The 12,629-nt window shown below is 70.0% G+C and carries 12 protein-coding genes; 6 read left to right on the plus strand and 6 right to left on the minus strand.

Annotated elements, in window-relative coordinates; genetic code table 11:
* Window positions 1-141: 141 nt before the first annotated feature.
* Both MM438_RS00400 and MM438_RS00405 read left to right on the plus strand, forming a co-directional pair.
* Window positions 142-747 (plus strand): hypothetical protein, encoded by a 606-nt coding sequence (locus MM438_RS00400; protein WP_241449274.1) that lies wholly within the window; start codon window positions 142-144, stop codon window positions 745-747.
* Window positions 744-3,095: an AAA family ATPase gene (locus MM438_RS00405; protein WP_241449275.1), complete on the plus strand. Its 2,352-nt coding sequence runs from the start codon at window positions 744-746 to the stop codon at window positions 3,093-3,095. The genes MM438_RS00400 and MM438_RS00405 overlap by 4 nt, the downstream gene beginning before the upstream one ends.
* Before the next feature lie 161 nt (window positions 3,096-3,256).
* On the opposite strand, the gene MM438_RS00410 is transcribed toward MM438_RS00405, so the two are convergent.
* From MM438_RS00410 to MM438_RS00430, 5 genes are all read right to left on the minus strand, one after another.
* The gene (locus MM438_RS00410) at window positions 3,257-3,538 is read right to left on the minus strand and encodes a guanyl-specific ribonuclease (RefSeq protein WP_241449276.1); all 282 of its coding nucleotides are present in this window, start codon (window positions 3,536-3,538) and stop codon (window positions 3,257-3,259) included.
* Window positions 3,539-3,858: 320 nt separating this feature from the next.
* Window positions 3,859-4,386, minus strand: coding sequence for a barstar family protein (locus MM438_RS00415; protein WP_241449277.1), 528 nt, complete (start codon window positions 4,384-4,386; stop codon window positions 3,859-3,861).
* A gap of 146 nt (window positions 4,387-4,532) precedes the next feature.
* Window positions 4,533-5,141 (minus strand): hypothetical protein, encoded by a 609-nt coding sequence (locus MM438_RS00420; RefSeq protein ID WP_241453510.1) that lies wholly within the window; start codon window positions 5,139-5,141, stop codon window positions 4,533-4,535.
* A gap of 113 nt (window positions 5,142-5,254) precedes the next feature.
* Window positions 5,255-6,661, minus strand: coding sequence for an adenylosuccinate lyase (gene purB / locus MM438_RS00425; RefSeq protein ID WP_241449278.1), 1,407 nt, complete (start codon window positions 6,659-6,661; stop codon window positions 5,255-5,257).
* A gap of 5 nt (window positions 6,662-6,666) precedes the next feature.
* The gene (locus MM438_RS00430; RefSeq protein ID WP_241449279.1) at window positions 6,667-7,539 is read right to left on the minus strand and encodes an IclR family transcriptional regulator; all 873 of its coding nucleotides are present in this window, start codon (window positions 7,537-7,539) and stop codon (window positions 6,667-6,669) included.
* Between the two features lie 102 nt (window positions 7,540-7,641).
* Between MM438_RS00430 and MM438_RS00435 the strand changes: the two genes are divergently transcribed.
* The 4 genes from MM438_RS00435 to MM438_RS00450 all read left to right on the plus strand — a co-directional run bounded on the left by MM438_RS00435 (window position 7,642) and on the right by MM438_RS00450 (window position 11,819).
* Window positions 7,642-8,598, plus strand: coding sequence for a 2-dehydro-3-deoxygalactonokinase (locus MM438_RS00435; protein ID WP_241449280.1), 957 nt, complete (start codon window positions 7,642-7,644; stop codon window positions 8,596-8,598).
* A complete protein-coding gene (locus tag MM438_RS00440; protein ID WP_241449281.1) occupies window positions 8,591-9,226 on the plus strand; it encodes a 2-dehydro-3-deoxy-6-phosphogalactonate aldolase in 636 nt (211 codons plus the stop codon). Before MM438_RS00435 ends, MM438_RS00440 begins: the two co-directional genes overlap by 8 nt.
* A 3-nt stretch (window positions 9,227-9,229) precedes the next feature.
* The gene (dgoD, locus tag MM438_RS00445; protein ID WP_241449282.1) at window positions 9,230-10,378 is read left to right on the plus strand and encodes a galactonate dehydratase; all 1,149 of its coding nucleotides are present in this window, start codon (window positions 9,230-9,232) and stop codon (window positions 10,376-10,378) included.
* Between the two features lie 142 nt (window positions 10,379-10,520).
* Window positions 10,521-11,819 carry an MFS transporter gene (locus MM438_RS00450; protein ID WP_241449283.1) on the plus strand — a complete coding sequence of 433 codons (1,299 nt, stop codon included), beginning with the start codon at window positions 10,521-10,523 and terminating at the stop codon, window positions 11,817-11,819.
* A gap of 73 nt (window positions 11,820-11,892) precedes the next feature.
* Here MM438_RS00450 and MM438_RS00455 read toward each other — a convergent pair whose 3' ends face one another.
* Window positions 11,893-12,606 carry a DUF5661 family protein gene (locus tag MM438_RS00455; protein ID WP_241449284.1) on the minus strand — a complete coding sequence of 238 codons (714 nt, stop codon included), beginning with the start codon at window positions 12,604-12,606 and terminating at the stop codon, window positions 11,893-11,895.
* Window positions 12,607-12,629: the final 23 nt, after the last annotated feature.

Raw genomic sequence — 12,629 nt, forward strand, 5'->3', positions numbered from 1 at the left:
GTCACCAGAGATGGGTGCAGGTGCACTTCGTACGTCTTCCGCGTCGTGCACCACTAGCCTGTCGTCATGGTGGCAGCACAAGAAGCGCCTCGTTGCGCCAGCAGGTCCCCACGTGGATCACATCCGCGTCCTCTTCGCGGCGTGCTGGTGCTGCACCGCGGTGCCGATGGCGAGGTCGGGGCATGGCAGGTGGCACTGACGGCACCGAGCGCTGTGGGGATGACTCATGCCATGGTGCTGCCTGGTCCGACTGACGAACAGGCCCAGCGTGTCGCCAGCCTGGGTCATCTGCAGCTGTTCGCGACGAGCCCTGTCTTTCCAGGAGCCCTTCTGCCGGATGGCGTTCCTGCTGTGCCGGTGACCGCCCTGGCGGAGAGGCTGCGGGAGGCTACCCACGATCTTGAGTCGCGGACGGTCGCGGCGATCGACGAGTACGAAGAGCGCGTCAAGCGCCGCGGGCTGGTGCGTCCTGTCGGGGCTCGGCTTGAGGTGCCCCTGGAGCCCGCTGCGAGGGATTCCACCGCTGGCGCCACACTGACCTACGCGATCCTGGTGCGAGCACGTTGGCAGGAGTGGATCGAGGCGGAGCGGAATCGCCTGCGTCGCATCTGTCATCCCAAGACCGGGGCGACCCCGTACGTGATGCCGCCAGAACTGTCGCATCCGGAATTTCGTGCATTTCCCCCGCAGGTATATGACGGGACGGTTCTGGTTCCCAGTCAGACCCCGGTAGGCATCCCGTCATGACCCGTGAGCACGACGCAGACTCAGGACTGGTCCTGACCGAGGAGTTCCGGCAAGCACTGGACTGGCTGGAGCAGGGCGAGCACGTCTTTCTTACCGGCAAGGCCGGCACCGGCAAATCAACCCTGATCCGGGAGTTCCTGCGCCGCACCACTCGCAAGTCCGTCGTGGCTGCTCCGACGGGTATCGCGGCGCTGAACGTCGGTGGCTACACGATCCATCGGTTGTTCTCCTTCTCGCCTACGACCACCCTCGACGAGGTCGCAGACGGCAGGTACTACCCGGCGAAGTTTGCCGAGACTTTGCGAGAGCTGGATACCCTCATCATCGATGAGGTGTCGATGGTGCGCGCTGATCTGTTCGACCAGCTGGCTGTGGCCCTGCGCAGGTTCGGTCCCCGGCGCGGGCAGCCGTTCGGCGGCGTCCAGCTCGTCCTCGTCGGCGATCTCTACCAGCTGCCCCCCGTCGTAGCCGGCGAAGAAGAAGCGACCTTCTTCCGCACTCGCTACGAGAGCCCGTACTTCTTCTCCGCCGACCACTACGACCGGGACGCTTTCCGATCCGTGGCCCTGACCCACGTATTCCGGCAGAGCGACTCCAGCCTGGTGGACATGCTGAACGCCGTCCGTGACGGGACGATCCAGCAGGACACGCTCGACCACCTGAATCGCCGCCTCGACCCAGCCTTCGAGCCGGATCTCGACGAGTTCTGGGTCACTCTGACCACCACGAACAAGACAGCCGAGCGTCGCAATCGCGACCGCCTGAACCGCCTCGTCGGCCCGGACATCGTGGCGACAGCCGTCGTGGAGGGAGACCTGTCGACCTTCGACCCGCCCACGGCCGAGACCCTCTGCTTCAAGGTCGGTGCGCAGATCATGCTCCTGACCAACGACCCGTCGGACCGCTGGTTCAACGGCACCATCGCCCGGATCGCGCGATGGAACGCCGCTACTGGTGAGGTCGTCGTCGACCTTCCCGACGGCTCCACCGCCACTGTCGCGCCGCACCGATGGGAAGTCACCCGACCCACGGTCCACCAAGGAGCTCTCGTCCACGAACCCATCGGGGCGTTCACGCAGCTTCCCTTCCGTCTGGCCTGGGCCATCACCATCCACAAGAGCCAAGGTCAGACGCTCGACCGGATGATCGTCGACCTCACCGGGGGCACGTTCACCGACGGCCAGCTCTACGTGGCGCTGAGCCGCTGCACCAGCCTGGACGGACTTGTCCTGGCCAGGGAGGTCAAGCATCGCGACCTTCGCATCGACCCGCGGGTGCACCGCTTCCTGCGGTCGGTGAAGGCGCCCGCCCCAGCCCTCCCGCCGGCCTACCTCGGGGTGATCACGGTCGGGGACTCGGGCCGCAGCTGGCGTCCTCGACCCATCGAGATCGCCTGCGTCACCGACGACGGGATCAGCATCAGCACCATCATCAATCCCTGCCATGACCTGGAGGACTCTCGGACCCGGTACGGGATCGGAGCACGCGATGTCCAGCTCGCTCCCACCCTGGTCGAGGCGTGGGCGGTGATCTCCGACCTGCTGAACGGCCGGGTCCTCGTCGGTGTCGACATCGACCGTGACCTGGGATACATCGACTACGAGATCAAGCGCCTCGCCCGTGCCATCCCTCCACAGCTGGGGGGCAACGTCGGCGATGACCATGACGCCGATCTGGTACGCACGCTCCCCAGCGCCGTGCAGCGTGCCCGAGCGGTCCAGGCCCTGGCTGCGTCTTCGCAGACCTGCCTTCAGGGTGGGCTTCCCCTCGAGCGAGCGGCGGGACTTGGCGCTGGCTACCTCTTGCCTCGCGGCGACAACCCGCACCAGTTCATGATCCTGCCCGACGCAGGGCCTGACGCACGGCTCGCCACAGCCCAGTCGATGATGTCGGCTCGCGACCGCTCGAACCTGTCCAGGGAGCAGGATCAGATCCTGGCAGCGGTCTGCCGACAGCTCGGGCTCGACGCGGAGGACCCATCCCTCGTCGGGTCCGACGGGCCGGGTATCGACGAGGTCCTCATCCCCGGTGCCACGGTTTGCTTCAGCGGCACCACGGTCCTGCCGGACGGGCGGCGGATGCAGAAGGAAGAACTGGCCGAGCTGGCCCGGGACCATGGTCTTGTCGTCGTCGACACGGTCACCAAGAAGGCCTGCGACTGTCTGGTCACCGCCGAGCCGGGCAGCCAGTCCGGCAAGGCGAAGGCCGCCCGACGATGGGGAAAGCCTGTCTACAACTCGGAAGGATTTCTCGCCTGGGCGAGTGACCGACGAGGCCCTCAGGAAGGGTGCTCCCCTCACGCTTCGCCCGAGGCCGTCGTCGTCGAGATCCGTCGGGAACGCGACTGAGCGATGGCAGGAAGGCCCCGATGGGGGGAACGTCCCGGGACGTCCTGCGAGCGTCCATGTGGGGCTGGTGGGTCCCTGGGTGCCACGGCTCCTGGGATCGCCGATGACCCGTGGAGGCTCAGGAGGTAGGTGATCGACCGGCTCCACTGCTCGGGAGCGGGTCAGGCGTCGGTGATCTCGCAGAAGCTGCGGTAGTGGTCGCCGGTGTAGTACCAGTGCTCGGGGCTGGTCAGCCCCCCGCCGCCGGTGATGATGCGGCGGGTGCCGCGCGTGGGGGAGCCGGGCGTCTCGACGGTGTACTCGTGGTAGTAGCCGCGCGGCTGGCGGGGCAGGATCCGCTCGCGGTTGGCGAAGGTCACGCCGTCGTTGCGCGGGTGCGTGAAGGGCCCGCCCGCGCGGATGGCGAGGATCACCGCGGGCACCTGGGCCGGCAGCTCGGCCATCCTGCAGGGACGGAGCAGGCCCGTGACCGAGGGGGTCGAGGGTCGCGGTGCCGGGGTGGGCGAGGAGGTCGAGGGTCGCGGCGCCGGGGCGGTGCGGGGGGCGCTGGGCTTCGCCGACGGTGCTGCGGTATGCCGCGCTGTCGCGGACGTGCTGGTCCTGGCCGCCGCGCGGGGGCGGTTGGGGTGCGAGCACCCCGCGAGCGCCGGGCTGATCACCAGGGCGACCGCCATCAGAGCTGGACACAGTCGGTCGGGACGCAGCCGCTGGGGGAGCCGCACGTTCGCCTCGCTCTCGGTCGGTGACGTGGTCGATGCCTCGGTCAGTGCACGGACGGGTCCGTGGGGTCGAGGGGGCTCGTGGTGCCCGACGGCACCAGCACGGTCTCGAGCACCCGCTCGTGCTCGTCGCCCGGCCCCTCGTCCTCCCGGTCAGACTGCCACAGGTGGGTGTGGGCTTCGCTCAGGATCGACACCAGCTCGTCGAAGCCTTCCCGGTCGCTCTCACGCAGCGTGTCTGCGTCGGACCAGAGCAGGGCGATCCGGCGCGTGCGGGGCCACCACAGGTCGAGGTCGCGCAGGGCGTCGGCGAGGGCGTCCAGGTTGACGGCGGCGGAGCCGGGCAGGCGCAGCGCCGAGGCGACGGCGGCCTGCGCCGAGCGCAGGTCCCGCAGGTCGGCGCCCTGGACGGGGATGACGTGGAAGTCCTCGTCGAGGAGCAGCGCCCGTGCGCGGGAGGGGCCGACGGCCTCGTGCTGGACCCACCAGACGCCGGGGGCGATCTGCTCCCCGCTGCGTCGCAGGCGGTGGGGGACGGTGGCCCAGGCGTCGATCGGCGTGCTGCTGCTCACGACAGGTCTCGCTCTCGGTCATGGTCGGACCGGTCCAGTGTGCCTCGCCCGGGCTGCGGGCGGGGGAGGCGCCTGGTCGGGGGCCGGCGAGGGGGCGGCGGACGGGTCGAGGCCTCCCGGAGGGTCCGGGAGGCCTCGACGGTGGCTCAGTTGCTGGACAGGTCGGCCTTGGACTCGTCGGTGGTCTCGGTGACGGGCATGCCTGCGGCCTTGCTGGACTCCATCACCTGGCTGACCAGGCCCTGCGCGGCGACGACGGAGGACAGGTCGCCCTTGGCGATGCCGCCGGCCATCTGGCTGGCGGTGTCCTTGAGCTTGCCCAGGGGGCCGCTCAGGGCCTTGCACATGGACGGGTCGGCCCGCACGTTGTCGTAGGCGTTGTTGATGAGCTTGTAGTCGAGGGCGGCGACGGCCAGGCCCTTGGCGATGGCGGTCTTGCGGCCGGGGGCGCCCTCCTTGAAGGTGCCGGCCTGGTACGGCGTGTAGATCCAGCGGTGGAAGGTGCCGGCGGCCAGGCCGAGGTCGGCGACGAAGCGGGTCTTGGCGAAGTGGCGGGTCGCCTCGGTCGGGCAGTCGGCGGGCACCACGTCGGTGGTGGTGGCCACGGGGCCTGCGGCGGTCGTGGTCATCACGGCGCCGGTGCTGGTGGCGGCCGTGGTCGCGGCGGTGGTGGTCTTCTCGGCGCCACCGCAGGCGGACAGGGCCAGCGAGCAGGCGAGGACGGGGGTGGCGATGCGGAGGGCGTTGTGGTTCATGCACCAGGTCATTGGCACGATCCAGGTCGTCTAGACCCCGAGTCCCGGATCGTGACCTTTCGGCAACCCGGTGATCAGCGTGCGCTCAGCGTGACCCCCTCCCTGTCACACGCTCAGCCCAGGTGGTCGACCAGGGTGGGAGCCAGGCCGACATACGTGCTGGGGGTCATCGCCGCCAGCCGCTCCTCGACCTCGGCGGGCAGGTCCAGGCCCTTCACGAACGCGACCAGGTCGTCCTGCCCGATCCGGCGGCCGCGGGTGAGCTCCTTGAGCCGCTCGTAGGGGTTGTCCATCCCCGCGACGCCCTGGGCGCCGAGCGCACGCATCGCCGACTGGACGGGCTCGCCCAGCACCTCCCAGTTGCCGTCGAGGTCCTCGGCCATCCGCGCCGGCACCGCGTCCAGGCCTGCGAGCCCACGAGAGACGTTGTCCAGCGCCAGCATCGAGTGGCCGAGCGCCGTGCCGACGTTGCGCTGCATGGAGGAGTCCGTCAGGTCGCGCTGCAGCCGCGACTGCACCAGCGTGGCCGCCAGCACGTCGAGCAGGGCGCAGGAGACCTCGAGGTTGGCCTCGGCGTTCTCGAAGCGGATCGGGTTGACCTTGTGCGGCATCGTCGACGAGCCGACGGTGCCCTGGCCGCGCACCTGGGCGTAGTAGCCCATCGAGATGTAGGTCCAGAAGTCGGTGCACACGTTGTGCAGGATCCGGTTGAACCGGGCGACGTCGGCGTAGAGCTCGGCCTGCCAGTCGTGCGACTCGATCTGGGTGGTCAGCGGGTTCCACGTCAGGCCCAGGCCCTCGACGAAGGCCCGCGAGATCGCCTGCCAGTCGGCGCCGGGCACGGCGGCCAGGTGCGCGCCGTAGGTGCCGGTCGCGCCGTTGAGCTTGCCGAGGTAGTCCTGCCCCTCGACGCGGTTCAGCTGCCGGCCCAGGCGGTGGGCCATGACGGCGATCTCCTTGCCCATCGTCGTGGGCGTCGCCGGCTGGCCGTGGGTGTGCGCGAGGAGGGGGATGTCGGCGAGGTCCTTCGCCATGCCGGACAGCTGGTCGACGACGGAGCGGGCCTTGGGCAGCCAGACCTCGCGCGTGGCGCCCTGGACCATGAGGGCGTAGGACAGGTTGTTGATGTCCTCGCTGGTGCAGCAGAAGTGGATGAGCTGCTTGAGCCGGGCCGCGTCGTCGGGGGCGATGCGGTCGACGCGGCGCTGCAGGAAGTACTCCACGGCCTTGACGTCGTGCACCGTCTCACGCTCGATCTCGGCCAGCTCGGCGATGTCCTCGGCGCCGAACTTCACGACCACGGCGCGCAGCTCGCGCACCTCGTCGTCGGAGAGGCGACGCACGCCCGGCACGACCTGCTCCTGCGTCAGGTGGATCAGCCACTCCACCTCGACGTGGACCCGGGTGCGGTTGAGCGCGGCCTCCGACAGGTGGTCGACCAGGGGTGCGACCGCCGAGCGGTATCGGCCGTCGAGGGCGCCGAGGGCGATGGGCGGGGTCACGTCAGCGAGGGAGGCCATGACGGTCATTCTGCCAGCCGGCGAGCGGCCGCTCCGCGAGTGCGTGTGCCGCAGGGATCCTGCTCCTCGAGGCCGTCGCGGTCGACCTGGTGACCCAGCGCTCGCGAGATGCGGTCGGCGGTCGCCCGCATCACCGTGCTGAGGCTGCGCATCCGCGCGGTGGGCATGTAAGGGCTGGTCGCGGACATGCTGATCGCCGCCGTGATCGCGCCCGACGCGTCGCGCACCGGCGCGGCGACGCACCGGATACCGATCTCGTTCTCCTCCAGGTCCCAGGCCACCCCTGCCTCGGCATAGGTCCTCATCCGACGCAGGAAGTCCTCACGGGCCTGGCCGGTGACCGTGCCCTCGTGGTCGATGTCGTACTGCGTGTCCCAGTCGGGGCCGCTGTCGAGCAGGAGGGCCTTGCCCACCCCGGTGCGGCTGAGCGGCATCCGCTGGCCGACGCGGGAGCGCATCTCCACCCCGCGGGAGCCGGAGATCTTGTCCAGATAGAGGACGGCGCCCCCGTCGCGGATCCCCAGGTGGACGGTGTCGTGCTGCACGTCGACCAGCTGCTGCAGGATCGGTCTGGCGAGCGCGGTGACGGGGCTCTGCTCGACGGCGCGGAAACCCATCTCCATCAACGTCGGTCCGAGGAAGTACTCGCCGGCCTGATGTCTCAGGTATCCCGCCTGGGTCAGGGCCTGCAGGAGGCGGTGGCAGGTCGAGCGGGTGATTCCGGTGGCATCGCTGGCCCGTTGCAGGGTCCGAGCCCCTACTGCCACCGCTCTGACCAGCACCAATCCGCGCAGGAGGGTCTGGGCGCCAGCCAGGTCGGCGTGGAGGGCGCGGGCCTCGGGGGAGTCGAGGGGCTGACTCGCGGCAAGATCAGGCATGGGCCCAGGATCCCACATTCAGGGACTGCGATTGAGAGTGTGGGATGACGGGGCGGATCCTGACGACGTGCCAGCACCACCGCCCGACCGAAGGATCCTGCCGTGAGCTCCACCGACGTGCTCCTTGCCCTCGACTGGGGTACGAGCAGCCTACGGGCCTACCGGTTCGGCGCCGATGGCCGCGTCGTGGGCAGCTCGTCCTCCGACGACGGCGTCGGCGCGGTCCACGACCGGGGGCCGCGGGCCCTGCGCGACGCCCTCGCCCGGGCAGCGCGTCGCGCCGGGGCGACCCGGCCGCTGCCGACGCTCGCGTGCGGGATGGTGGGCAGTCGGCAGGGGTGGGTCGAGGTGCCCTACGTGAGCGTCCCCGCTGACCTGGCCACCCTCACCGACCGGATCACGGTCGTGCCCGCCGACGAGGGCCCCCTGCACATCCTGCCGGGGATGGTCGACGAGGGCTCGCTCCCCTCCGTCATGCGAGGCGAGGAGACCCAGGTCGTCGGGGTTCTCGACCGAGCTCGGTGGGCGGGGAGCGAGAGCATCGAGCAGCTGATCGTGCTGCCGGGCACGCACACCAAGTGGGTCACCGTGCGAGGGCGGTCCCTGCAGAGCATCGCCACGACGATGACCGGCGAGGTGTACGCGCTGCTCCGCCGCTCGAGCATCCTCGCAGCCACGATGACCACGACCACGGCCCTCCATCGCGAGGTCTTCGAGTCGGCCGTGCGGCTGGCCCGGAGCAGCGGGGTCGGCGCCACGTCGACGATCTTCTCCACGCGCAGCCTCGGGCTGCTGGATCGTCTCCCTCCCGAGGCGCAGGCGGCACACCTGTCCGGCCTCCTCATCGGTCACGAGCTGCTCGATCACCAGCCCCCGGGCGACCCGCCCGCCTGGACCCTCGCCGGCGAGGAGGCTCTGTGCCGGCGCTACGCCTGCGCGGGCGAGGTCCTCGGCTGGCCCACCCCCACCATCCGCGCGGATGCAGCCCCTCGCGGCCTGTGGCGGCTCGCCACGGCTGCCGGGCTGGTCCGCCTCGTTGAGGAGGAAGCCCATGAGTGACAGTCTTGCCACCCGACCCGGTCACGGCCTGATCGCGATCCTGCGAGGGGTCCGCCCCGCCGAGGCCGTCGCCGTGGCCACCGCGGTCCACGAGGCCGGGATCGGCACCATCGAGGTGCCTCTGAACTCCCCGGACCCCCTGACATCCATCGCGGCCATCCGGGCGGCACTGCCGCCCACCGCGGTCGTGGGGGCCGGGACGGTCCTCACGACCGACGACGTCGAGCGCGTCGCCCAGGCAGGCGGCGAGATCGTTGTCTCCCCGGCGATGAACCCCGAGGTCATCCGGGCCACCGTCGCCGCGGGCATGATCAGCTGCCCGGGCGTCGCCACCCCCAGCGAGGCCTTCACCGCCCTCGCCTGCGGCGCCCAGGTCCTCAAGGTCTTTCCCGCCGAGCAGGTCGGCCCGGCCGGTGTGAAGGCGTGGATGTCGGTGCTGCCCCCGCACACCCCCGTCGTGCCCGTCGGCGGCATCACCCCGGCGACCATGGCGGACTGGTGGCCCATCGGCGTCAGCGGCTTCGGGATCGGGTCCGCCGTCTACCGCGCCGGCTCGACCCCCCAGCAGGCGGGCGAGCAGGCACGAGCCTTCGTCGCGGCATACGCCGCTCTGTCCAGCAAGGAGTAGTCCATGAAGATCACCACGGTGACGACCTACCAGGTGCCTCCGCGCTGGTGCTTCGTCAAGATCGAGACCGACGAGGGCGTGGTCGGCTGGGGCGAGCCGGTCCTCGAGGGACGGGCCGCCAGCGTCGCGGCCACCGTCGACGAGCTGGCCGACCTGGTCGTCGGCCGGGACCCCCGCCACATCGAGGACCTGTGGACGCTGATGTACCGCAGCGCCTTCTATCGCGGCGGCGGCATCCACATGAGCGCGATCGCCGGCATCGACCAGGCCCTCTGGGACATCAAGGGCAAGGCTCTCGGGGTCCCCGTCGCCGAGCTGCTCGGCGGCCAGGTCCGCGACCGGATCAAGGTCTACTCCTGGATCGGCGGAGATCGCCCGGCCGAGACCGCGGCGGCGGCCCGGGCTGCCGCCGACCGAGGATTCACGGCCGTCAAGATGAACGGCACCGAGGAGATGCAGTACCTCGACTCCTGGGACAAGGTCCAGCTGTGCCTCGACAACGTCGGCGCGGTCCGGGACGCGGTGGGCCCCGACATCGGCATCGGCGTGGACTTCCACGGCCGGGTCCACAAGCCGATGGCCAAGGTCCTCATGAAGGAGCTCGAGCCCTACCACCTGATGTTCATCGAGGAACCGGTGCTGTCCGAGCACCTCGACGCGATGATCGACGTCCTGCACGGCGTCAGCACCCCGATCGCCCTGGGCGAGCGGCTGTTCTCGCGCTGGGACGTCAAGGACGTGCTCGCGAGCGGGGCCGTCGACATCATCCAGCCCGACCCCTGCCACGCGGGCGGCATCACCGAGACGCGCAAGATCGCCATGATGGCCGAGGCCTACGACGTGGCCCTGGCGCTGCACTGCCCCCTGGGCCCGATCGCGCTGGCCACCTGTCTGCAGATCGACGCCGGCTGCTACAACGCCGTCATCCAGGAGCAGAGCCTGGGGATCCACTACAACACCACCAACGACCTGCTCGACTACGTCGTCGACCCCTCCGTGTTCGCCTACGAGGACGGCATGGTCACCATCCCCACCGGCCCCGGCCTGGGGATCGAGGTCAACGAGGAGTATGTCGCCGAGCGTGCCGTCGTCGGCCACCGCTGGCGCAACCCGGTGTGGCGCCACCGCGACGGCAGCTTCGCCGAGTGGTGAACCCCACCGCCTGACGCGACACCGAGCCGCCCAGCGCCGCCCGCGTCATACCCCCGACGCGACATCTCAGGGTGCGGGTCCACCGCCCCCTGACCCCTTCCCCCGCGCACGCCGTCGTGCGCCCACCCAGAAAGACCCCCTGATGAGCACGACCTCCGGCGCCGTCGCGCCCCGTCCGACCCGGACGCGCTACCTGATCATGGTGATGCTCTTCGTCACCGTGGTCATCAACTACCTCGACCGCAGCAACCTCTCGGTCGCGTCCACGGGCATCGCCAAGGACCCGCACCTGACGACCTTCCAGCAGGGTCTGATGCTCTCGGCCTTCGGATGGACCTATGCCGCCGCCCAGATCCCCGGCGGCTGGCTCGTCGACCGGGTCCCACCGCGGGTGCTGTACCCGGCGGCACTCGTGCTGTGGTCGCTGGCCACCTGCCTCATGGGCGTGGTGGGGAGCTTCGTCGGGCTGTTCGTGCTGCGCCTCGCGGTGGGCGCCTTCGAGGCGCCGGCCTATCCGATCAACAACAAGGTCGTCACCGCGTGGTTCCCCGAGCGGGAGCGCGCCGGCGCCATCGGGTTCTACACCTCTGGGCAGTTCGTGGGCCTGGCCCTGCTGACCCCCCTCCTGCTCTGGATGCAGAAGTCCTACGGGTGGCACACGATCTTCGTCGTCACCGGCCTGGTCGGCCTGGTGTGGGCAGTGGTGTGGTTCGCCGTCTACCGGGGTCCGCGCGACTTCCGGGGCACGAACGACGCCGAGCTGGAGCACATCGCGGTCGGAGGCGGTCTCGTGGACGTCGACGGCGGGCAGCACGCCAAGGAGCCCTTCCGGTGGGGAGACCTTGCCCTCGTGCTGAGCCGACGCAAGCTGTGGGGGGCCTACCTCGGGCAGTTCTGCCTGACCTCGACCCTGTGGTTCTTCCTCACCTGGTTCCCGACCTACCTCGTGAAGTACCGCCACATGGACTTCCTCAAGACCGGCTTCCTGGCGTCGCTGCCCTTCGTCGCAGCCTTCGTCGGTGTCGTCTTCTCCGGGATCTTCTCCGACCGACTTCTGCGTCGGGGGGTCTCCGTGGGGACTGCCCGCAAGCTCCCGATCATCACCGGCCTGCTGATCTCGATCTCGGTCCTCGGGGCGAACCACACCGACAGCACGGGGATGGTGATCTTCTTCCTCGCCCTGGCGTTCTTCGGCAACGGGCTGGCCTCGATCACCTGGTCGCTGGTCTCGGCGCTGGCGCCATCGCGGCTGCTGGGCCTCACCGGCGGCGTCTTCAACTTCATCGGCAACCTGTCCTCGATCGCGACCCCGCTCATCATCGGAGCCCTGGTGTCCGAGACCGACTTCACCCCCGCCCTGGTCTACATCGCGGTCGTCTCGGCTCTCGGTGCCCTGTCCTACCTCCTCCTCGTCGGATCGGTGGAGCGCATCGAGGGCTGACCCCTCGAGCCCGTGGAACGACGGACCGGGTGCCGGTCGCCCGAGATCGGGGGCCGGCACCCGGTCGGACGGATCAGGACTTCGTGTCGCCCGTGTCCTGCTCGGCCTTCGCCCGTGCCTCGTCGACCTTCTCCGAGAGCCGGGCCTGCAGGTGCTTCTGCGCGAGCGCGAGGTCGCCGAGGCTCTCCAGGACGGCCTCGGAGTCACCCTTCAGCTGGGCGTCGAACAGCTCGCCCTCGACCTCCATGACCCACAGCCGGGCGTAGTAGAGCCGGTCCTCGGCCAGGTGGGCCAGGACGACCAGACCCGTGAGCAGGGGGTGGTTCTGGGTGACGTTGGTGCCGCGGGTGACGCCGTGCTCCAGCTCCACCGCGAGGGCGTAGCGGAACTCCCACAGGTGACCCAGGCACCTCTCGCCCTGGAACTCCTCGCCCTCGGGGAGGAAGTCGTTCAGCAGGTCCGGGGCGTCCTCGCCGTCGGCGGAGGGCTCGATGACCTTCTCGGCCACGAGGTACTTCAGCGCGCTGAGGATCGCGACGGTCTCGTCCTCGGGGACGACGGCGACACCCTCCTCGCCATCAGGGGCGATCTCGTCGAGCTCGAGGGTGGCCCAGTTGCGGCTGATCCCGAGCTCGGTGCAGAAGGTCCCGACGGCCTTGCGGGTCAGGAAGTCCAGGTCGACGTCCTTGCCGTCCGTGAAGTCGTTGATGCGGTCGATGACGTAGGCGACCAGGTCGTCGCCCTTGGCCTTCTTGGCCACGGCCTCGTCGAAGGTCTGGAACTTCATCGGTCCTCCCGGGGGTGATGAGT

Origin of the sequence: Arsenicicoccus dermatophilus, assembly GCF_022568795.1 — a bacterium.
Lineage (GTDB): Bacteria > Actinomycetota > Actinomycetes > Actinomycetales > Dermatophilaceae > Arsenicicoccus > Arsenicicoccus dermatophilus.